Source organism: Arthrobacter sp. N1 (assembly GCF_048288285.1).
Classification (GTDB): domain Bacteria; phylum Actinomycetota; class Actinomycetes; order Actinomycetales; family Micrococcaceae; genus Arthrobacter_D.
Genome location: NZ_CP102608.1, coordinates 1077234 through 1097037, shown reverse-complemented (window position 1 = coordinate 1097037; position 19804 = coordinate 1077234). Strand labels below are relative to the sequence as shown.

Below are 19804 nucleotides of genomic sequence, written 5' to 3'. Positions count from 1 at the left end.
GACTAGGCGCCGCCGACGTGTGCGCCCGGAGCACCGGCGGCCTCGGCCCCCGCGCCGTCCCCCGCGACGTCGTCGCGCGCCGCGACGAAGGCCTGCACGCAGGCCTCGATGTCCTCGTCGGTGTGGGCGGCGGAGAGCTGCACGCGGATGCGCGCTGCACCCTTGGGCACCACGGGGTAGCTGAACGCCGTCACGAAGACGCCGTGCGCGAGCATCGCGTCGGCGGTGCGCGCCGCCAGGACGGCGTCACCGAACATCACCGGGATGATGGCGTGTTCGCCCTCGAGCAGGTCGAACCCCTCCTCCGTCATCCGACGCCGGAACAGCGCCGCGTTGGCGGTGAGTGTTCCGCGGAGCTCCCCGCTGTTCTGCACGAGGTCGAGCGCCGTGAGGGTCGCGGCGACGATCGACGGCGCGAGGGAGTTCGAGAAGAGATACGGGCGGGCGCGCTGCCGCAGCAGGGCGACGATCTCGGCCCTGGCCGCCACGTACCCGCCGGATGCGCCACCGAGCGCCTTGCCGAAGGTCCCGGTGAAGATGTCGACACGGCTCGCCACGCCCGCGTGCTCCGGTGTCCCCGCCCCGGTGGAGCCCATGAAGCCGACCGCGTGCGAGTCGTCCACCATGACCATCGCGTCGTAGCGCTCGGCGAGGTCGCAGATCGCCTCGACCGGCGCGAGGTAGCCGTCCATGGAGAAGACGCCGTCCGTCACGACGAGACGGCGCCGCGCCCCGGCGGCCTCCTGGAGCTTCGCCTCGAGGTCGGCCATGTCGCGGTTGGCGTAGCGGAAGCGCTGCGCCTTCGAGAGCCGGATGCCGTCGATGATGGACGCGTGGTTCAGGGAGTCCGAGATGACGGCGTCCTCAGCGCCGAGCAGCGATTCGAAGACGCCGCCGTTCGCGTCGAAGCAGGAGGAGAAGAGGATGGTGTCCTCGGTGCCGAGGAACTGCGAGACCCGGTGCTCGAGCTCGAGGTGGAGGTCCTGGGTGCCGCAGATGAAACGGACCGAGGCCATGCCGAATCCGCGTTCGTCGAGTGCGTTCTTCGCCGACGCGATGATGTCGGGGTGGTCGGCGAGGCCGAGGTAGTTGTTCGCGCAGAAGTTGAGGACGTCCGCGTCCCCGGCGTCGAGCGCCCCGGCCGTGATGTGGCTCGATTGCGGGGACGAGATGCGGCGCTCGTGCTTGAAGAGGCCGGCGGTGCGGATGTCGTCGAGTTCGCCGGCGAGCTGGTCGCGGACTGCTGAGTACATGGTGTTCCCGTTTCCCTAGAAGGTGGTCCAGTCGAGGACCACTTTGCCGCTCGCGCCGTCGCGCGCTGTCGTGAAGCCCTGCTTCCATTCGCCGGCGGGCAGGCAGTCGGTGACGACCGACGAGACGGCGTCGCGCAGCGTCCGGTTGGACTGCAGCATGGCGCTCATCGCGTACCAGGTCTCGAACATCTCGCGGCCGTAGATGCCCTTGAGGGTGAGCATGTGCGTGACCACCTTGCCCCAGTCGATCGAGATGGGGCCCGAGGGCAGGCCGAGCATCGCGATGCGCCCGCCGTGGTTCATGTTGTCGATCATCTCCGGCAGGGCCGTGGCGTGGCCGGACATCTCCATCCCGACGTCGAAGCCCTCCTTCATGCCGAGCTCGCGCTGCGCGTCGGCGACCCGCATGCGGCTCACGTCGATGGCGATGTCCGCACCGACGCCGCGGGCGAGCTCCAGTCGCGGCGCCGAGACGTCCGTGATCGCGATCTTCCGCGCTCCGGCGTGGCGGGCGACGGCGACGGCCATGAGGCCGATCGGCCCGGCGCCGGTGATCAGGACGTCCTCGCCGACGAGGGGGAAGCTGAGCGCGGTGTGGACGGCGTTGCCGAACGGATCGAAGACCGCACCGAGATCGGGCGTGATGGTCGCGTCGTGGACCCAGACGTTGGTCTCGGGGACGACGACGAACTCGGCGAACGCGCCGTCGCGCTGCACCCCGACGCTCGAGGTGCGGATGCACATCTGGCGGCGGCCGGCGCGGCAGTTGCGGCAGGTCCCGCAGACGATGTGGCCCTCACCGGAGACACGGTCACCGATGCGGACGTCCCGGATGCCGTCGCCGAGCGCCACGACCTCGCCGTAGAACTCGTGTCCGGGGATGAGCGGCGCCGAGATCATGCCCTGCGCCCAGGAGTCCCAGCTCTCGATATGGAGGTCGGTGCCACAGATGCCGGTGGTCATCACGCGGATCTTGACCTCGCCGAACCCTGCGTCGGGTTCGGGCCGGTCGACCAGTTCGAAACCGGGGTGTGCCCCGGACTTGTACAGCGCCTTCACTGGACAGTTCCTTCCATGCCGCTGCGGTTCCGGCGGAGTGGGCCGGGCGTCCGAGCGGGACGAGTGACGGGCGGGATATGCCCGCAGCAACACTATCAGCGCTCTGCGGAGGCAGACCTCGGCGGATTGCCGAGCCCGCCGTGGAACTCCGCGGGTCCGGCGCCGAGCCGGGCCGGCACCAACACCGGCACCGGGTCAGTCGGCGCAGGCCTCCGCCAGGGCCTCCCGGCCGAGCGTGTGCAGATCCGGCGCATCGTCGGACGACGCCGCCACCGCACTGCCGATGCTCACGGCCCAGCCGCGCGCCCGGTCCCACGTGGCCTCGTCCGTCGGACGCAGCCGTTCCACCTCCGAACGGAACGCGGAGCGACCGGCTGCGTCGAAGAACAGCCATCCCGCCGCGAGGTCGGTGGCCGGGTCCCCCGAGCAGAGATCCCCGAAGTCGACGACGCCGGCCAGCCCGCCCTCGGGCGTGAGGACCGCGTTCGCGGGATGCAGGTCGCCGTGCAGCCAGAGCGGCACGCCTGCCCACGCGGGAGCAGCCACCGCCCGATCCCATGCAGCGGACAGGTCCGGATCACCGGCGAGGGATGCCAGCCGCTCCCGCACGACCTCGTTGCGCGCCGTGAGCGGACCGCCCCGCCCCACGGGACTCGCCGGGGCGTCCGCCGGGGCAGGACGCTGGAAGGCGACGAGGAACCGCGCGAGTGGAGCGGCCGCCGGTCCCCGGCGCGCCCGGGGGACCGTGAGTCCGCTCCCGCCCGCGATCCAGCGGCTCACCGACCAGTGCCACGGATACCTCTCGCCCGGCCCGCCCAGCCGCACGGGCGACGACGTCTGCACGTCGAGGCCTGCAGTCAGTCCCGGGAGCCACCGCTGTTCCTCGACCATGAGGGGGTCGGCGACCGCGCGGCGCGGGAGCCGCACCAGGAGGTCCGCGCCGAGCCGGAAGATCGCGTTGTCCCAGCCGTTGCCCGCGAAGCGCAGCGGCAGGTCCGCGAGGTCGGGGTGCTGCTGCTCGAGGAGCGAGACGACGAGGGAGGGCACGACGTCGATCTCTGCCACCGGCATGAGCGCCATCGTGCCCTCCCTCGTCCGAGTCCTTCGGGTGCGGGGCTAGCCTTCGACGCCGAGGCGCTGGAGGATGAGCTCCCGTACGCGGCCGGCGTCGGCCTGGCCGCGCGTCGCCTTCATGACACCGCCCACGATCGCCCCGACGGCCTGGACCTTCCCGCCGCGGATCTTGTCCGCGACGTCGGGCTGCGCCGCGAGGGCTCCGTCGATCGCCTCGAGCAGCGGTCCGTCGTCGGACACGACCGCGAGGCCGCGCTTCTCGACGACCTCCGAGGGTGTCCCCTCGCCCGCGAGGACCCCGTCGAGGACGTCGCGGGAGAGCTTGTCGTTGATCTTGCCCGACTCGATGAGCGCGTTCAGTTCGACGATCAGCCCGGGCGTCACCCCCAGCTCGGCGGGCTCGACATCGGCGAGCTTCGCACGGCGGGAGATCTCGCCCATCCACCACTTGCGGGCGACGGCGGCGCTGACGCCGGCGGCGACGGTGTCCTCGATCGATGACATGACGCCGGCGTTGACGACGTCCCGGAACTCGGCGTCGGAGTAGCCCCAATCGGCCTGCAGGCGCTTGCGGCGCTCGGCGGGCGGCTCGGGCAGTTCGGCGCGGAGCTTCTCGATCCACGCCTCGTTCGTGACGACCGGCACCAGGTCCGGCTCGGGGAAGTAGCGGTAGTCGTCGGCGTCGGACTTGGGACGGCCCGACGTCGTCGAGCGTGTGTCCTCGTGCCAGTGCCGCGTCTCCTGCAGGATCGCCGTCCCGGTGTCGAGGACGGCGGCGTGCCGCTGGATCTCGTAGCGGACGGCGTGCTCGACGGCGCGCAGCGAGTTGACGTTCTTCGTCTCGGTGCGGGTGCCGAACCTCTCCCGGCCGTGCGGGCGCAGGGAGACGTTCGCGTCGCAGCGCACGTTGCCGCGCTCCATGCGCGCATCGGAGACACCGAGGTTCTTGACGATCTCGCGGATCGCGGCGACATAGGCCTTCGCCAGCTCCGGGGCCCGCGATCCTGCGCCCTCGATCGGCTTGGTGACGATCTCGATCAGCGGGACGCCGGCACGGTTGTAGTCCACGAGGGAGAACTCGGCGCCCTGGATGCGGCCCGTGGAGCCACCCATGTGGGTGAGCTTGCCGGCGTCCTCCTCCATGTGCGCGCGCTCGATCTCGACCCGGAACATCGTGCCGTCGGCCAGCTCGATGTCGAGGAAGCCGTCGTGGGCGATGGGATCCTCGAACTGGGAGGTCTGGAAGTTCTTCGGGGTGTCCGGATAGAAGTAGTTCTTCCGCGCGAAGTAGCACTTCTCGGCGATGCTGCAGTTCAGCGCGAGGCCGATCTTGATCGCGGATTCCACCGCGACACCGTTGACCACGGGCAGCACCCCGGGCAGGCCGAGATCCACCGGCGTGACGTTGGTGTTGGGGATGTCACCGAAGGCGTTGGGCGCGGAGGAGAACATCTTGGTCCGCGTGTTGAGCTCCACGTGGACCTCGAACCCGAGCACGGGATCGTACTTCTCCATGGCCTCCTCGAAGGAGAGGACCTCGTCGGTTCCAGCAGTCATTACTTTCCACCTGCACTCTCTGTGATGGCCGGAGCCTTGGCCAGCAGCGGGCCACCCCACGTCTCCTCGAGCAGCGCTTCGAGGACCGCACCCACGCGGTAGAGGCGCGCGTCCTGGCGCGCCGGGGCGAGGAGCTGGATTCCGACGGGGAGCCCGTCCTCGTCGGCGAGACCGCCGGGCAGGGACAGCCCGGGGACGCCGGCCATGTTCGCCGGGATGGTGGCGACGTCGTTCAGGTACATGGCCAGCGGATCGTCGAGCTTCTCCCCCAGCTTGAAGGCCGTGGTCGGCGCCGTCGGCGAGATGAGCACGTCGGCCTGCTCGAAGGCGGCGGCGAAGTCCCGCTGGATGAGCGTGCGGACCTTCTGCGCCGAGCCGTAGTAGGCGTCGTAGTATCCGGCGCTCAGCGCGTAGGTACCGAGGATGATCCGGCGCTTGACCTCGTCGCCGAAGCCCGCGGCGCGGGTGGCGCCCATGACGCGCTCGATGGTGGGGGCGCCGTCGGGCACCACCCGCAGGCCGAACCGCACGCCGTCGTACTTGGCGAGGTTGCTGGAGGCCTCCGACGGCATGATGAGGTAGTAGGCCTCGAGTGCGTAGCGGAAGTTGGGGCAGGACACCTCGACGATCTCGGCGCCCGCCGAACGCAGCAGGTCGAGCGACTCGTGGAACCGGGTGAGGACGCCGGCCTGGTAGCCCTCGCCCTGCAGCTCCTCGATGACGCCGATGCGCATGCCCTCGACCTGGCCCATCCGAGCGGCCTCGACGAGCGCGCCGACGGGGTCGGTGAGCGACGTCGAATCGTGCGGGTCGTGCCCGCCGATGACTTCGTGCAGCAGCGCACTGTCGAGGACGGTGCGGGACACGGGACCGATCTGGTCCAGGGAGGACGCCATGGCGATGGCACCGTAGCGGGAGACGCCGCCGTAGGTCGGCTTCACGCCGACCGTGCCGGTGACGGCGCCGGGCTGGCGGATCGAGCCGCCGGTGTCGGTGCCGAGGGCCAGCGGCGCCTCGAAGGCGGCGACCGCGGCAGCGGAACCACCGCCGGATCCGCCGGGGATGCGGTCCAGGTCCCACGGGTTGCGGGTGGGGCCGAACGCGGAGTGCTCGGTCGAGGACCCCATGGCGAACTCGTCGAGGTTCGTCTTGCCGAGGATCGGCATCCTCGCCGCACGGAGCTTCTTCACCACGGTCGCGTCGTAGGGGCTCTGCCAGCCCTCGAGGATCCTCGAACCGGCCGTGGTCGGCTGGCCCTTCGTCACGATCAGGTCCTTGACCGCGATAGGGACGCCGGCCAGCGGGTGCAGGGCATCGCCGTCGGCGCGGGCCTTGTCGACCTCCGCGGCGACGAGCAGTGCCTCGTCCGTGTTCACGTGCAGGAAGGCGTGGATGGCACCGTCGACGGCGCCGATACGGTCCAGGTGGGCCTGCGTCACCTCGACGGCGGAGACCTCCTTCGCCGCGAGCTTCCGGGCCAGGACATCGGCGGAGAGATGGATCAGATCGGTCATGGGTTACTCCCCGTCCAGGATCGCGGGGACCTTGAAGCGTCCGTCGGCGTTGTCGGGCGCGCCGAGCAGCGCTTCCTCGTTGCTGAGGGTCTCCCCCACGACGTCCTCGCGGAACACGTTGCTCAGCGGGATCGGGTGGCTGGTCGCCGGGACGTCGTCGCCCGCCACCTCGCTCACGGTCTTGATGGAATCGACGATCACGGCGAGCTCTCCGGCCATGCGGTCGAGCTCCTCGTCGGTCATGTCGATGTGGGCGAGACGCGCGAGGTGCGCGACGTCGTCCCGGTTGATCTCAGCCATGGATCTCCCCTGGAAGTCGGAGGTGGGTTTCTCCGTCCAGTCTAGTGCGGTCGCGTGGCGCGTCCGGCATGGCGGCGGGCGGCTCGACGACGGGATGCGGAGGCTGGAGCGGCAGCCGGAAGACCCACAGCAGGATGTCCTCGTTGGGGACCTCCCAGTCCCGCTCCGGCACCCGGACGAAACCCATCGACGCGTAGAGGCGGTGGGCGCGCACCATCTCGGAGCCGCTGGTCAGGCTGACGGCCTCGATGCCGGTCAGGGTGCGCGCATGCTCGACGATGCGCTCCACCATCGCGCGGCCGACCCCGCCCCGCTGCACCGAGGGATCGACGGCGAGCATGCGGAACTCCAGTTCGCCCTCGACGGCGATGTCCGTGTACCGCTGGCCCGCGAAGGTCAGTGCGACCGACCCGACCACGGTGCCGTGCCGCTCGGCGACCCAGACCTCGGCGTGCTGTGCGCGGTGCTCGATATCGGACAGGACCGCCATGTAGGGGTGGGCGTCGTCGGCGAAGTACCCGGCTTCGAGGTAGGCGTCGCGCGTGATGCGGCGGACGGCGTCGTAGTCCTCGGTGCGGACGGGCCGGATGGTGAGGCGGGGGTCGGACACTGCGTGGCCGGACGGAGCGGAAGTCACCGGTTCATCTTGTCACGGGGACCGGCGCCGGCAACGAGGCCGGGCAGGATGCCGGGGCGGGGGCTTTACAGGCTAACTACTTAGAGAGACAATCTAGTTATGAGCACCTCCACCCCCGATGTGCGCGCCACGGATGGCGTGGACTGGCCCAGCGACTGGCTCCGGGCGACCCTCGGATTCCTCGCCCTGCGAGCGTTGTCGGGCGGACCCTCCTACGGGTACGCGATCATCAGCGAACTCGAGCGGCACGGTCTCGGTGCCATCAAGGGCGGGACCCTGTATCCGCTGCTCACCCGCTACGAGGCCGCCGGGCTCCTGACCACCGAGTGGCGCGCCGGCGACGGCGGTCCCGGCCGCAAGTACTTCGCCCTCACCGAGCAGGGCAGGGCAGAGCTCACCCGGCTCAGCGCCGACTGGAGGCGTTTCGTCGCGTCCAGCGTGCACTACCTCGATCCCGAACGACCCGAGAAGGAGATCTCCCCATGATGCAGCAGACCAGCGACAAGAAGTGGTTCGACGAGCTCGTCGTGGAGCTCCGGCTACGGCAGGTCCATGGGAGCGCCATCGGCGACACCGTGGCAAGCGCCCGGGAGCTTCTCCGCGACACCGGCCAACCGGCGGAGGAAGCCTTCGGACCCGCCCGCGACTACGCCGCTGCCCTCGAGCTCCCCGCCGCACCCGGACACGACTGGGTCCGACAGGCACTCTGGCCGTCCCTGCTGGGGCTCCTGGCCTTCCTGCTCTTCAACCAGGCGGTCACGGCGTGGACCCAGCAGGAGCTACTCCTGGTGTCCCCCGCCCAGTTGGCGCTTCTCGCGACACCGGTGGTGCTCGTGGCCCTCCTGCCGCTCTATCTCGACGCCGTCGTCCGACGGCTCTGGGTAGGCATCGCGATCGCTGCGATCTGCGCCGTCGCAGGTGTCCTCTCGGCCGTCGTCGCACCGACGCAGCCCTCCGACGCGTGGCTGGCCATCGATCCTTCTCCCGGGCTCATCGGGACCGCCCTCGTCATGGTGGTGCTGTCGGTACGCAATACCGTCCGGTCCTCCCGCGCTGCGGACGACGACGAGATCATCGACCCGCTGTCGGGCACCACGGCCGGCACCGGGGCAGGGGCGAGGATCCTGGTCCACGTCACCAACTGGCTGTTTCCCGTCCTCGCCCTCGCCATGCTGGGCCTCGCGCTGGCGCTCCGCTGAATCGGGCAGCGCGGCCGGCCGGAGCCCGACCGGGAGGGACGGTCTCCTGTCGGTGATCCCGGCATCGGGTGACACCGGACCGCACCGTGGACCCAGACCGGGTGCGGGGCTGTCCGGTACGGAGGGCGGCGCAGTGCTCCGGGTCGGGGTTCAGGGAGATCCCGATGACGCGGTCGAGCTGTGCGCGTGCCTTCTCGAGGTCGGCGATGCCCTCGGTGATGCGGTCCCGCTCCTGCTTCGCCAGCGCGGGTGCGTCCTCGACGAGTGCAGCGCGATATTCAGGGCACCACCGGCCCACCACTCTGCCGCCCTCCACGCGCACATCACACCGGCGGCCTGACAGCAGGTCCTGGCCGGCGACCCTGAGCAGGTTCGTCGGCAGTACCTGTGGCGCTCCTCACATGGTCCCGGCACCCATCTGCCCGCGACGTGCCACCGAAGGACCAGTAAGACATCGGCGCGGGAAGTCCAGCGTCGGGAACGTCGGACGCAGTGGGCGGTGGACCGCTCACCTACGAAGGAGAAGCATGGAACTCACGAAGCGCAGGAACCTCTCGATCCTCGGGATCGCAGCAGTCTCGATGCTCGGCCTCGCGGCCTGCGGCGGCACCGACGAGACCGAGACGACCTCGGGCAGCATGGCGAGTGAGAGCAGCACGGCGGGCCCCGAGAGCGCATCGCCGTCGGCAGAGGCCAGCATGGCCCCCTCCGCCTCGGCCGACGCCATGATGGACCCCGCCGCGAACCTCGTCGGCCCCGGCTGCGCCGGCTACGCCGAACAGGTCCCCTCCGGCGACGGCTCCGTCGAAGGCATGTCCCTGCTCCCCGTCGCCGACGCCGCAGGCGCCAACCCCATCCTCACCCAGCTCACCGCAGCCGTCTCCGGCGGCATCAACCCCGACGTCAACCTCGTCGACACCCTCAACGGCGACGAATTCACCGTCTTCGCACCCGTCGACGACGCCTTCGCAGCCCTCCCCGCCGAGACCGTCGAAGGCCTCAAGACCGACACCGAGGGCCTCACCAGCATCCTCACCTACCACGTCGTCCCCGGCAAGATCCAGCCCACCGAGCTCGAAGGCACCACCCAGACCACCGTCCAAGGCGCCGACCTCGAGATCACCGGATCCGGCCAGGAACTGAAGGTCAACGACGCCAACGTCATCTGCGGCGGCGTCCAGACCGCCAACGCCGTCGTCTACCTCATCGACGCCGTCCTCACGCCCCCCGCCGCCGGCTGAGGACGCTCGGATCCATTCGGACAGAAGGACTCCCGCACCCGTGCGGGAGTCCTTCTGTCTGTCGCATCGTCCCGGAACTGCCTCCACGCACCTGCAGGTGGTCGGCCCACCGGACCGTCGGATCAGGCCGCCGCGCTCACACGTCGGTATCCGGTGCCGTCCGGGTAGCGCTCCATCAGGCCGTGATCCACCAGCGCGCGGCGGAGCGTCGGGACATCGCGCGTCACCGTGGCGAGCAGCCGGTTGACCTCGGGCTCACTGATCTCCTGATCAGCCGGCAGGAGCCGCTCCGCGAGGTGCGAGAGCAGGTCCGCACGGTCCTGGCCGGCGCGCGGCAGCCCGTGGATCCGGCCCTCGTGGAAGAACCTGTCCACGCCCTTCGGTGTTCCCGGTGCCGCGGCCGCCAGGACAGCCTTGAAGAGGTGCTCGTCGACAGTGCCGTCCGGCAGGACGAGCCCCGCGTCACCCAGACGCTGCAGCTCCTTCGGCGTCGCCTCGAGCGGCTGTCCGAGGACGGCCCTGGCGTACAGCTCGCGCGATCGGTCTCCGGCCAGCGTGGAGAACACCTTCTGCCAGGACGGCGTGGTCATCGCGGCCTCTCGGTCGAGCGGGCTATAGCTCCGGTGACGGCGTGGACGAAGTCCTCCGGTCCGGCAACGGTGACGGCGCCGAGGCGCTCGGCGTCGCCCGGTCCGCCGTCGAGCATGGGGGTGAGGTCGGGGCGGCGCACCGCGACACCGGCCTCCGCCGCGATCAGGGCGCCCGCGGCATAGTCGTGTTCGTTGAGCCCACGCTCGACGAACGCGTCGAGCGTGCCGTCGGCCACCAGACAGAGGTCCAGCGCCGCCGAGCCGAGCCGCCGCAGGTCCCCGAACCCGTCGAGCAGGTCCGCGAGCTCGCGCACCTGGTCGCTGCGCGTCGAGGGGTCGTAGGAGAAGCCCGTCGCGAGGAGGCCGCCGCGTCCGGCGATCGGACCCGAGAGCCGTCGGACGGCGCCGTCGTCGTTCCGCCAGGCTCCCCCACCCCGGGACGCCCAGTAGACCCGGCGCAGGGCGGGCGCATGGACGACGCCCGCGAGCCACTCACCGTTCGCGTCGGCGACGGCCACGGAGGTTCCGTAGTAGACGATCCCGCGGATGAAGTTCGTGGTGCCGTCGAGCGGGTCGATGGACCACCGCATGCGGTCGGACGCGGCCGCCGGGCCCGGTGGAACGGTGGTGCCCAGTTCCTCTCCCGTGATGATGTCGTGCGGCCGGGAATCGGTGATGACGCCCCGCACGTCCCGCTCCGCAGCGACGTCGAACGCCGTCACCCAGTCGCTGTCCGAGCTCTTGCTGCCGGCCTCGAAGGCCGAGGGATCACGGCGCGCGAGGACGGCGGCCCCGGCAGCGGCTGCCTGGCGCGCGAGGTGGAGCAGCGCGGGGACGGATGCCGACGCCGCTCCCACCGGGCCGGGTACCGCGGTCATCCCTCGGGCCTTGCCGCCGTCGTCGCATCGGTGCCGGCGCCGGCGTCGAGATCCCCTGCGACGTCCTCGTCCTCGCTGGGATCCGGCTCCCCGGCAGCGTGGCCCTGGCCGGACTCCCCGGCCGGGTCGGCGGCCGAGCCGCTCCCGTCGGCGGTGCCCGCCGGCGCGGCGGGCCCGTGCTCCAGCAGCGCGATGAACCCCTCCTCGTCCAGCACGGCGACACCGAGTGCTTCCGCCTTCTCCAGCTTGGTGCCCGCGTTCTCACCCGCCACCACGTAACTCGTGTTCTTCGACACCGAGCCCGCTGCCTTGCCGCCCCGGGTGATGATGGCCTCCTTCGCCTCGTCGCGGTTGTACCGCTCGAGCGATCCGGTGACCACCACGGTGAGGCCTTCGAGCGTACGGGGGGTGCTCTCGTCCACCTCGTCCTCCATGCGGACACCCGCCGCGGTCCACCGGTCCACGATCTCCCGGTGCCAGTCCTCGGCGAACCACTCGGTCAGGGCCACCGCGATCGTCGGACCGACGCCGTCGACGTCGGCGAGTTCCTCCTCGGTGGCCGCGCGGATGCGTTCCATCGATCCGAACGCCGTCGCCAGGGCCCGGGAGGCTGTCGGACCGACGTGGCGGATGGAGAGCGCGACGAGGACACGCCAGAGCGGCTGCCGCTTCGCCTTCTCCAGCTCGGTGAAGAGCTTGCGGGTGGTAGCGCTCGGTTCGGACGGCTTCTTGGCCGTGCCCTTCGAGTAGAAGTACGGCACCAGCTCACGGCCGGTCACCACGCCCTTGACCTTCTTGTCCCGCTCGATCCTCACATCGGCGAGCTTCTCGGGCGTGAGGTCGAAGATGTCCGCTTCGGTGGTGATGGGCGGTACCTCGGGTTCGGCAGGCTGCGTCAGCGCAATGGCCGCTTCCCACCCGAGGGCCTCGATGTCGAAGGCACCACGGCCGGCCAGGTGGAAGACACGCTCCCGGAGCTGGGAAGGGCAGGACCGCGCATTCGGGCAGCGGATGTCGACGTCGCCCTCCTTGGCCGGCTGGAGCGCCGTCCCGCAGGACGGGCACTCGGTGGGCATGACGAACTCCCGCACGGGCGGGTCCTGCTGGTCCCGGAGCGCGATGACCGGCCCCACGATCTCGGGGATCACGTCCCCTGCCTTCCGCAGCACCACGATGTCGCCGATCATGACGCCCTTGGCCTTCACGACCTCCTGGTTGTGCAAAGTGGCCATGCCGACCGTGGACCCGGCGACCTTCACCGGTTCCATGAGGCCGAAAGGGGTCACGCGCCCGGTGCGTCCCACGTTGACGAGGATGTCCAGCAGTTTGGTGTTCACCTCTTCGGGCGGGTACTTGTAGGCCACGGACCACCGGGGCACCCGGGAGGTGTGACCGAGCGCGCGCTGCAGGGCGAAGCTGTCCACCTTCACCACGATGCCGTCGATCTCGTGCAGCAGGTCGTGGCGATGGTCGCCGTAGTGCTCGATGAACGCGACGACGTCGGCCTGGTCCTGCAGCACCCTGTAGTACGGCGACGTGGGCAGTCCCCAGGCCTTCAGGAGCTCGTAGGTGCCGGACTGGGTCTCGGCGGACAGGCCGGTCCTCGCGCCGATCCCGTGCACGTACATGTCCAGCGGACGCTCGGCCGTCATGGCCGGGTCCTTCTGGCGGAGCGAGCCTGCCGCGGCGTTGCGCGGGTTGGCGAAGGGCGCCTTGCCCGCGGCGACCATGCGTTCGTTGAGCTGGCCGAACTCCTTGGTGGGGAAGAACACCTCGCCCCGGATCTCCACCTCCTCGGGGTGATCGGTGCCGGCGAGTCGCTTCGGGATCGACGCGATGGTGAGGACATTGTGCGTGATGTCCTCGCCGGTGACACCGTCCCCCCTGGTGGCGGCCCGGACGAGCTCGCCGTCGCGGTACAGGAGATTGACGGCCAGACCGTCGATCTTGAGTTCCGTGAGCCATTGGATGCCCGCGCCGGGGCTGCGCTGCTCGACGCCTGCCGTGGCCCGGTCCAGCCAGACCTTCAGTTCCTCGAGGGAGAAGACGTCCTCGAGGCTGTACATGCGGGCCAGATGGTCGACCGGCGTGAAGGCGGAGGAGACCTCACCGCCGACCTCCTGGGTGGGCGAGTCATTCGAGACGAGTTCCGGGTGAAGGGCCTCGAGTTCCTCCAGGCGCCGGAACAGGGCGTCGAACTCGGCGTCCGACACCGTGGGAGCCGCCTCCTGGTAGTAGGCGATCCGGTGTTTCCGGATCTCCTCCGCGAGCAGCGCATACTCCTCCCGGAGATCGCCGTCGGGAGGTCCGCCCGAACCCGTCCGCGGGTTGTCCGGTGATGCATCGTCTGCTGGGGAAGTCACTCGCCCATCCTGCCCTACGGCTCCGACACGGGCCACTGGCGAGGACCCCCCGAGCCCCCGTCGAGCGGCGCAGGGCGTCGGCGGCTACGACGCGCCCTGGACCCTCGTGGCTGGGCCGTCGAGCGGAGGGTTGTCGAGCAGGTGCCAGATCTGGAACGACCCGATCGAGGCCGACGGGCCGGCGGGGTCGATCAGCACCCCGGCGAGCCGCTGCCCGAACACCAGCTGCATCACCCACTCGGGCGTGAACGCCCGCACCGCCGCCGTGGCGTCGAATGCCGCGACCTCGGCAGCAGAGGTGAACACAGCGAGGTGGACCTCGGCGGATCCGTCCTTGTCGACCGGTACGGTGAGGGGCTGCTTCCTGCCGTCCCTCTCGATCTCACCCAGGAACACCCTCGTGTCCCCCAGCATCGCCGTGAACAGTTCCTGCTGCGAGCCCTGCCGCACCACCACCTCGCGCAGCGCCTGGTTCGGCGGCCCCTGCAGGGCGAACTCGAGGTCCGGACGGGCCAGAGCACACGTGGGACCCCCCGGATTCACGTACACCCAGCCCACCCTCGAATCCTCCAGAGCCGTCTGCAGGGCGAGGCCACCCGGCAGAGCGAGCGACTGCGGCGCATCTGATCCGTCGCCCTGGCCCGCCAGGAACCGGGCGAGTTCGCCCTGGTCCGTGAACACGCCGATCGCCGGGACATCGCGGGCCCCCAGGAAACCGCGCAGGGCTGGCGACGCCGCGTCGGAGCCGGTCACATCCACCAGCAACTCACCGGCGAGGCAGCCACGCAGCACCTCGATCATCGACCGCTGGTCAGGACTCGTCGCGAACTGCACGACGGCGTCGGCCACCCGACCGTTGCGGACCTCGCCGCCCGGGGACGACGCCGTCCAGACCCGACCGTCCTTCGCGCGCTCCACCACCTCGGCCAGCGGCCCCGGGGCCGACGTGAACACCACGTACACCGCCCCGTCGTCGGAGGCGAACTCGCCCAGCGTACGGTCCGTCGCGTACAGCACGTCCGGGACGGCACCCCGCGCGCCCGGCGCCGATGCCTGACGAACCACCGCCTCCACCCGACCCGCCTCGCCGATCGTCACAGCCCACAGGCCCTGGCCGTCCACGAACTGCAGGGGCAGGTCACACTGCTCGAGGAAGCTCGCCACCGACACGCCCTCATCGGCGTCGAACCACTGACGCACCACATCCGAACCGACAGGCCGGACGAACCGGGACTTCCACCACTCACCCGCACCATCACAGCACTCTCACTGCCGGCACCGAACAGCGCCGCGACGAAGGACAAGGACCAGGGACGACGACACCGATCAGGGCCGGGCCCGCTCAAGGCTCGTTGCCGGGACCTGGCGCACGTCCCCGAACAGGGGCTGTCCGCCCGGCGCGCGCATCGAGTCCTTCAGGTCCGGGAAGCCGGCACCCAGGTAGAACGTCGCCTCCGTCGCCTCCCCTCCCATCCTGAAGGACAATCGCCGCTCCGACGCCGGATCCTCCCCGCCGTCCACCGTCAGCGTCGCCCCGAATCCGTTGAGGGGTGCGGCGATGAACCCTGCACGCGCGAGCGCCGGCGAGAACGGAACCAGCAGGCGCCCGTACAGATGCCGTTGACGAAACCTGACACCCGCTGTGAACAGGGCATACCGCAGTGCGTCGGCCGGATCCGTGCACACCACATCGGGGCCACCACCGCGGTCGCCCTGATGAAGGGTGAAGAACACCGACACGGCGCCCGGCTCACCCGTGATCAGGATCCCGTCCGTCTCGGCGTCGTAGCAGGCCCACTCGTCGTCCTGCCACACCGGCGCACTGCCCCCGAACCACTCCGCCACGATCGCCAGCACCTCAGGATCGATCGATTCCCGCAGCGTCCTCACGTGTTTCCTCGGCCGAGGTCCGCCCGCAGCCGCGGCGTCCACGGGTCCGTCACCGCCGGGTGGGATCGGCGGAGGTCCGACGTCGACCGGAACGCCACCGCAGGGCTTCGGTCGGTCGGGAACGATGGATGTGCACGCCCGCAGTCCTGGGTCCATCCGTTACCTCCCACGTGGGTTCGGGACGCGGATGTGCCGGCAGATGTCCATCAGATGCTCGGGCACGTCATGGGGAAGGGTCGGCGGGAGCTGCAGTGCGCGACCTTTCGACAGGCGAGGCGCACCGGCCGCGACCAGTTCACCGTTGAGCGCTGTCAGAGCCTCGACCGACCATTCCTCGGCGATCCGCACCGTCCCGTCCCCGTAGCGAACGGCGGTCTCCCCCCTGCCAGTCGGTTCCTCCCCCCGAGCCAGGGTCGACGTCCACGACGCATACGCCGCATGCGTGGACGGGGACATCGACGCAACAGCGTCGGACGTCAGGAGGACCGCGATATCGGGCTGCCAGATGCGGACCAGGGCCAGCAGGAGTTCCACCGATTCCTGGGCGGTCCCGATCGGGAAGTCCGGCGCCAGACGAAGCAGGACAGTGTTCGCCGTCCGCGTAGGAGCCCCGGCAGCCACAGAGATGGAGGCCGTCCGATGTCCTGTGGCCTCCGGGTCTGCTCTCAGTGACGCGGACGTCGTGCTCCACGGCACGCGCTCGGCTCCGGGCTCGCGACCGTATGACGCGATCCACTCGATCAGGGGAGCACCGTTCATCGGTACTTCCCCGACCTCCGCCTCCGGGGTCGGGCGTCCCCCGTACAAGCGGAAGGAGTCACCTGCCAGCTGCTGGATCAGGGCGAACATCGCTTCATAGCATGGAGCAAGCTCCGCCGGGGATTCCAGCCGCCCACCCCACCCCAGGCTGACGAAGGCTCCCTCCGGATGATGGGGGAACACCGTCGACAGCCCGGTGACCGTGGCGGTGGTGGTGATCGAGCCGACGGTGTCCTTGAACGCTCCGGCGGCCGTCCTGATGTCTTCCGCATCAGGAAGCACCGCGTCGAACCCGGCGATGTCGATCGTCATGGGAGACCTGTCCGGGAGGTGTGGGCGACCCATCGGGATCGACGCGGACGGAGAAGGGCCGCGGCCGCTGCGGACCCACGCGTGGTGGGCGCCGCCCCCAGCGGGGGATGGTGCGCGAGGCCGGTGCGGCGGACCCGCCGCCGTCCGGCAGGTCGTCGACCTTCGCCTGCTCGGTGCGGACGAGTGCCTGGTTCGCGGCGGTCGTCCTGTCGATGTCCGCCGTCGTCAGGATCGTCGCCACCTCGTTCACCGCGCCGACGGCCGCTCCGGACCGTCCCGCCACGTTCTGCAGGGCCGGCTGCACCACCTCGGTGCTCAGCGACTCCGGTTCCGCCGACACGGGCTCGGCCAGGCACGCGGTGGCCGGCGCCGAGAGGTTCTCACCGAGGGTCGTGAAGAGGGCCTCCTAGGCCTGCATCTCGTCGTTCACGCTGTTCAGGACGGCGACGACCTCGCCGGTCGCTACGTCACAGGACAGTCGACTCCCCCGTCCGGCCCTCCGCCGACGCAGGTGTCCCGGTGGTGCCGGGGCACATCAGCCGATGTTCTGCACGGCGGAACGCGCCCGGGAACCAGCACCCGTGGCGGTCTGGTCGTTCAGGCCCAGCGTCTCCTTGACCAGCGAGATGATGTTGCGGGTCTCGTTGGCGGCATTCTTGAAGCGCACCTCGACCGCCTGGTACTCCTCCGAGACGCCGTCGGCCTGGAAATCCGACATCGCCGTGCTGACGGCCTTCTCGCGGTCGGCGATGAGGGCCTCGAGACGCCCGACGATCGACTGGATGTCGCCCTGGACGGAGGCGGAGATATCTGTATCGAAGCTGACGCGATCCTGTGACATGGTGTGTCCTTCCGCACCGGTGGTCCGGCGCCGTACTCGGGAGAAGTGGAGGTGCCCCGCAGGGCGGAGCCGCGAGGCGCGGCCTGACCGGCTGGGCTAGCGCCCGCCGAAGCGCGCGGCGTCGAAGGCGGCCGACCCCTGCTGCTGGGTCGCGTTGTCCGCCGATTCCTGGTCGCCGGTCTGGAAGGCGGTGTCCATCTCCGACTGACCCTGCAGGATGATGCCGAGCGAGGCGTTCAGTTCGTTGGCGACGACGTCCGTACGGTGCTTGAACTCGTCGAAGCGGACGCGGCCCTGACCGTTGAACTTGCCTTCGAGCGGGGCGACGGCCTCCACGAGGCTGCGGACCAGCTGGCCCAGGTCCTCGTTCGACGTACCGGTCTGCTGTGTCAGCGTGGACAGTGTCTGTGAACCCATGTCGAACTTCACGATTACCCCCTTGGCGCCTTCCGGCGCTTCTCGATGCCTCTGCTGCACCCTGAGCGGGCCGGCCCCGGCGGACCGCGGACCCGGGCGACATCACGCCTGCGGGCCCTGCTGTACTCATCGAACCGGCCTGGGGGCCGATGGTCAAGGTCGGAGGATGGGTAGTTCTCCCCATCCCGGCCCGCGGAGGACGGCGTGCGGGTCAAAGGATGCGAGTATATGAACGGTTTCAGGAACAATCCGGGGGGGTCTTGTGGCGAACGACTACGACAGCCAGCTCATCGAGTCCGTCACCGTCCGCAGGAACCGCCTCACCAACGCGGTCCTCTTCGGTGCGAATCCGCACCAGCGACGGTGGATGGATTCCGTGCGGCTCTTCCTCTTCAGCGTCGCCCTCGCCGCCGTCGTCGCCTCGGTGTGTGTCGGCATCTCCTTCGTCAGCAACCTCCTCGAGGAGCAGCGCGAGCGCCAGCAGCAACAGCAGAACAGCGCCGTCGGCATCGTCCACCAGCCCGCGGGCGACCCCCGCAACCAGGCCTCGCCCTGGTTCCCCCACCGACCCCTTGGAGACTGACCGGATGGCCCACGCCTTCACCCGGGTGACCCTCATCGGCACCAGGCGCCACCTCGACCTCCTCCTCCCCTCCGACCGGCCCGTGGGGGGCCTGATGCCACAGGTCCTCGACCTCCTGCAGGACGAGCCGAGCGAGGACGTCGCCGCCAAGCTGCTCGTCCGCCCCGATGGTGCACCGCTCGACGCCGCCGGCACGCTCGACGACGCGGGTGTCACCGACGGGTCCTCCCTCCTCCTGTGCGACGCGGCCGAGGCTCCGCCCGCCGCCGTCGTCTACGACGTGACCGACCTCGTGGTGGACGGCGGCCCGGAGGTCCGTGGTCGCTGGACCGCCGGACTGGCATCGGTGACGGCTGTCGTCCTCACGGCGCTCGGGCTGTGGGCCGGCGCGGAGCTGCTGCTCGAGGCCTACGCCGCGGACAGCGCCTGGTGGATCATGGGCGCCCTCGGGGTCGTCCTCCTCGGCGCAGGGACGCTCGCCGGTGCCGCCCCCCGCCTCCGGACCGTGGGAATCGCCCTGCTCGCCACCGGCTGGATCTGCGCCTTCGCCGGGTTCGTCCACCGGGACGACGGACTACCCGTGGCCGCGCTCCTCACCGCGGTCCTGACCATCGTCCTGTTCCTCGCCATCGGGATCGTGGCGGACAGGCGCCGGGCGATGACCAGCGCGGCACTCACCCTTGCCACCGTGTCCCTCGTCTGGGTAACGGCGACGGTCCTCGCCCCCGACCCGCCGAAGGCGGCCGCCCTCGCGGCCCTCGCCGGCGTCCTGGTGCTCGGGCTGCTGCCGAAGATCGCACTGACCTCCTCCGGGCTCGCGACGCTCGACGACCAGCGGGCGAAAGGGGACACGATCGCACGGACCGACGCGATCGACGCGATCGCTGCCGCACACGCGACACTCAGCCTCGGATCGGTCGTCACCGCCGTCTCCATCGGAACCGGCCTCTGGATCATCGGCACCGATGCGAGCACGCAGGCATGGACCCTGCCGCTCCTGGCCGCGCTGATCGTGGCGACCGCCCTGCGTGCCCGTGCCTTCCCGCTCGCGGCCGAGCGGATCGCCCTGTATGCCGCGTCTGCCGTCGGTCTCGCCGCACTCGCGCTCGGCGCCCTCCGGTTCCTCCCCCACCAGCCCTGGCTCGTCGGCGTCGTCGTGCTGCTGATCGGTGTGGTCAGTGCCGTCTCGCTGGCTGTCGCCCCGGCCGACCATGTCGCCGCGCGGGGCCGGCAGCAGGCCAAACGCCTCGAGACCCTGGCGATCCTCGTCTCCGTCCCCCTCACCGTGGGGATGTTCGGCGTCTTCGCCCAACTCCTCGAAAGCTTCGGATGAACGC

At 70.4% G+C, this 19804-nt stretch carries 21 protein-coding genes; 5 read left to right on the top strand and 16 right to left on the bottom strand.

Annotation, left to right across the window (positions count from 1 at the left end; genetic code table 11):
- Positions 1–2 precede the first annotated feature (2 nt).
- From NVV32_RS04945 to NVV32_RS04915, 7 genes are all read right to left on the bottom strand, one after another.
- Positions 3–1253: a glycine C-acetyltransferase gene (locus NVV32_RS04945; protein ID WP_422391583.1), complete on the bottom strand. Its 1251-nt coding sequence runs from the start codon at positions 1251–1253 to the stop codon at positions 3–5.
- Positions 1254–1268: 15 nt separating this feature from the next.
- Complete coding sequence (gene tdh / locus NVV32_RS04940) at positions 1269–2312, bottom strand: L-threonine 3-dehydrogenase (protein ID WP_422391582.1); 1044 nt, start codon at positions 2310–2312, stop codon at positions 1269–1271.
- 195 nt (positions 2313–2507) lie between these two features.
- Entirely contained in the window at positions 2508–3392 is an 885-nt protein-coding gene (locus NVV32_RS04935; protein WP_422391581.1) for an aminoglycoside phosphotransferase family protein, read from the bottom strand.
- A gap of 36 nt (positions 3393–3428) precedes the next feature.
- Positions 3429–4943, bottom strand: coding sequence for an Asp-tRNA(Asn)/Glu-tRNA(Gln) amidotransferase subunit GatB (gene gatB, locus NVV32_RS04930; RefSeq protein ID WP_422391580.1), 1515 nt, complete (start codon positions 4941–4943; stop codon positions 3429–3431).
- Positions 4943–6457, bottom strand: a complete 1515-nt coding sequence (gene gatA, locus NVV32_RS04925; RefSeq protein WP_422391579.1) for an Asp-tRNA(Asn)/Glu-tRNA(Gln) amidotransferase subunit GatA — start codon at positions 6455–6457, stop codon at positions 4943–4945. Before gatA ends, gatB begins: the two co-directional genes overlap by 1 nt.
- A gap of 3 nt (positions 6458–6460) precedes the next feature.
- Entirely contained in the window at positions 6461–6757 is a 297-nt protein-coding gene (gene gatC, locus NVV32_RS04920; protein ID WP_152816623.1) for an Asp-tRNA(Asn)/Glu-tRNA(Gln) amidotransferase subunit GatC, read from the bottom strand.
- The gene (locus NVV32_RS04915; protein WP_422391578.1) at positions 6750–7394 is read right to left on the bottom strand and encodes a GNAT family N-acetyltransferase; all 645 of its coding nucleotides are present in this window, start codon (positions 7392–7394) and stop codon (positions 6750–6752) included. Before NVV32_RS04915 ends, gatC begins: the two co-directional genes overlap by 8 nt.
- A 99-nt stretch (positions 7395–7493) precedes the next feature.
- On the opposite strand from NVV32_RS04915, the gene NVV32_RS04910 reads away from it, so the two are divergent.
- The 3 genes from NVV32_RS04910 (at position 7494) to NVV32_RS04900 (ending at position 9834) form a co-directional block, all read left to right on the top strand.
- Complete coding sequence (locus NVV32_RS04910; protein WP_422391577.1) at positions 7494–7880, top strand: PadR family transcriptional regulator; 387 nt, start codon at positions 7494–7496, stop codon at positions 7878–7880.
- Positions 7877–8593 (top strand): hypothetical protein, encoded by a 717-nt coding sequence (locus NVV32_RS04905; protein ID WP_422391576.1) that lies wholly within the window; start codon positions 7877–7879, stop codon positions 8591–8593. Before NVV32_RS04910 ends, NVV32_RS04905 begins: the two co-directional genes overlap by 4 nt.
- Positions 8594–9120: 527 nt before the next feature.
- Positions 9121–9834: a fasciclin domain-containing protein gene (locus NVV32_RS04900; RefSeq protein WP_422391575.1), complete on the top strand. Its 714-nt coding sequence runs from the start codon at positions 9121–9123 to the stop codon at positions 9832–9834.
- A 122-nt stretch (positions 9835–9956) separates the two neighbouring features.
- Here NVV32_RS04900 and NVV32_RS04895 read toward each other — a convergent pair whose 3' ends face one another.
- The 9 genes from NVV32_RS04895 to NVV32_RS04855 all read right to left on the bottom strand — a co-directional run bounded on the left by NVV32_RS04895 (position 9957) and on the right by NVV32_RS04855 (position 17884).
- The gene (locus NVV32_RS04895) at positions 9957–10424 is read right to left on the bottom strand and encodes a DUF2087 domain-containing protein (protein ID WP_422391574.1); all 468 of its coding nucleotides are present in this window, start codon (positions 10422–10424) and stop codon (positions 9957–9959) included.
- The gene (locus NVV32_RS04890; protein ID WP_422391573.1) at positions 10421–11302 is read right to left on the bottom strand and encodes an inositol monophosphatase family protein; all 882 of its coding nucleotides are present in this window, start codon (positions 11300–11302) and stop codon (positions 10421–10423) included. The genes NVV32_RS04895 and NVV32_RS04890 overlap by 4 nt, the downstream gene beginning before the upstream one ends.
- Positions 11299–13665, bottom strand: a complete 2367-nt coding sequence (ligA, locus tag NVV32_RS04885; protein WP_422391572.1) for an NAD-dependent DNA ligase LigA — start codon at positions 13663–13665, stop codon at positions 11299–11301. Before ligA ends, NVV32_RS04890 begins: the two co-directional genes overlap by 4 nt.
- An 84-nt stretch (positions 13666–13749) precedes the next feature.
- Positions 13750–14868 carry an SseB family protein gene (locus NVV32_RS04880; protein WP_422391571.1) on the bottom strand — a complete coding sequence of 373 codons (1119 nt, stop codon included), beginning with the start codon at positions 14866–14868 and terminating at the stop codon, positions 13750–13752.
- Positions 14869–14991: 123 nt separating this feature from the next.
- Entirely contained in the window at positions 14992–15555 is a 564-nt protein-coding gene (locus tag NVV32_RS04875; RefSeq protein ID WP_422391570.1) for a hypothetical protein, read from the bottom strand.
- Positions 15556–15714: 159 nt separating this feature from the next.
- Positions 15715–16626, bottom strand: coding sequence for a hypothetical protein (locus tag NVV32_RS04870; protein ID WP_422391569.1), 912 nt, complete (start codon positions 16624–16626; stop codon positions 15715–15717).
- Complete coding sequence (locus tag NVV32_RS04865; protein ID WP_157365847.1) at positions 16586–16966, bottom strand: hypothetical protein; 381 nt, start codon at positions 16964–16966, stop codon at positions 16586–16588. Before NVV32_RS04865 ends, NVV32_RS04870 begins: the two co-directional genes overlap by 41 nt.
- 195 nt (positions 16967–17161) lie before the next feature.
- Complete coding sequence (locus NVV32_RS04860) at positions 17162–17467, bottom strand: pore-forming ESAT-6 family protein (RefSeq protein ID WP_055770437.1); 306 nt, start codon at positions 17465–17467, stop codon at positions 17162–17164.
- A gap of 96 nt (positions 17468–17563) precedes the next feature.
- A complete protein-coding gene (locus NVV32_RS04855; RefSeq protein WP_200914819.1) occupies positions 17564–17884 on the bottom strand; it encodes a hypothetical protein in 321 nt (106 codons plus the stop codon).
- A gap of 262 nt (positions 17885–18146) precedes the next feature.
- Here NVV32_RS04855 and NVV32_RS04850 point away from each other — a divergent pair, with 262 nt between their 5' ends.
- Both NVV32_RS04850 and eccD read left to right on the top strand, forming a co-directional pair.
- Positions 18147–18467 (top strand): hypothetical protein, encoded by a 321-nt coding sequence (locus NVV32_RS04850; RefSeq protein WP_422391568.1) that lies wholly within the window; start codon positions 18147–18149, stop codon positions 18465–18467.
- 4 nt (positions 18468–18471) lie between these two features.
- Complete coding sequence (gene eccD, locus NVV32_RS04845) at positions 18472–19800, top strand: type VII secretion integral membrane protein EccD (protein WP_055770427.1); 1329 nt, start codon at positions 18472–18474, stop codon at positions 19798–19800.
- Positions 19801–19804: the final 4 nt, after the last annotated feature.

What these genes read in the sequence shown, in the direction of transcription:
- NVV32_RS04905 (WP_422391576.1), top strand. Translation starts at nt 7,877, where the DNA reads ATGATGCAGCAGACCAGCGACAAGAAGTGGTTCGACGAGCTCGTCGTG.
- gatB (WP_422391580.1), bottom strand. Translation starts at nt 4,943, where the DNA reads ATGACTGCTGGAACCGACGAGGTCCTCTCCTTCGAGGAGGCCATGGAG.
- NVV32_RS04870 (WP_422391569.1), bottom strand. Translation starts at nt 16,626, where the DNA reads ATGACGATCGACATCGCCGGGTTCGACGCGGTGCTTCCTGATGCGGAA.
- gatC (WP_152816623.1), bottom strand. Translation starts at nt 6,757, where the DNA reads ATGGCTGAGATCAACCGGGACGACGTCGCGCACCTCGCGCGTCTCGCC.
- NVV32_RS04935 (WP_422391581.1), bottom strand. Translation starts at nt 3,392, where the DNA reads ATGGCGCTCATGCCGGTGGCAGAGATCGACGTCGTGCCCTCCCTCGTC.
- NVV32_RS04945 (WP_422391583.1), bottom strand. Translation starts at nt 1,253, where the DNA reads ATGTACTCAGCAGTCCGCGACCAGCTCGCCGGCGAACTCGACGACATC.
- NVV32_RS04900 (WP_422391575.1), top strand. Translation starts at nt 9,121, where the DNA reads ATGGAACTCACGAAGCGCAGGAACCTCTCGATCCTCGGGATCGCAGCA.
- NVV32_RS04855 (WP_200914819.1), bottom strand. Translation starts at nt 17,884, where the DNA reads ATGGGTTCACAGACACTGTCCACGCTGACACAGCAGACCGGTACGTCG.
- eccD (WP_055770427.1), top strand. Translation starts at nt 18,472, where the DNA reads ATGGCCCACGCCTTCACCCGGGTGACCCTCATCGGCACCAGGCGCCAC.
- NVV32_RS04910 (WP_422391577.1), top strand. Translation starts at nt 7,494, where the DNA reads ATGAGCACCTCCACCCCCGATGTGCGCGCCACGGATGGCGTGGACTGG.
- NVV32_RS04860 (WP_055770437.1), bottom strand. Translation starts at nt 17,467, where the DNA reads ATGTCACAGGATCGCGTCAGCTTCGATACAGATATCTCCGCCTCCGTC.
- gatA (WP_422391579.1), bottom strand. Translation starts at nt 6,457, where the DNA reads ATGACCGATCTGATCCATCTCTCCGCCGATGTCCTGGCCCGGAAGCTC.
- NVV32_RS04890 (WP_422391573.1), bottom strand. Translation starts at nt 11,302, where the DNA reads ATGACCGCGGTACCCGGCCCGGTGGGAGCGGCGTCGGCATCCGTCCCC.
- NVV32_RS04895 (WP_422391574.1), bottom strand. Translation starts at nt 10,424, where the DNA reads ATGACCACGCCGTCCTGGCAGAAGGTGTTCTCCACGCTGGCCGGAGAC.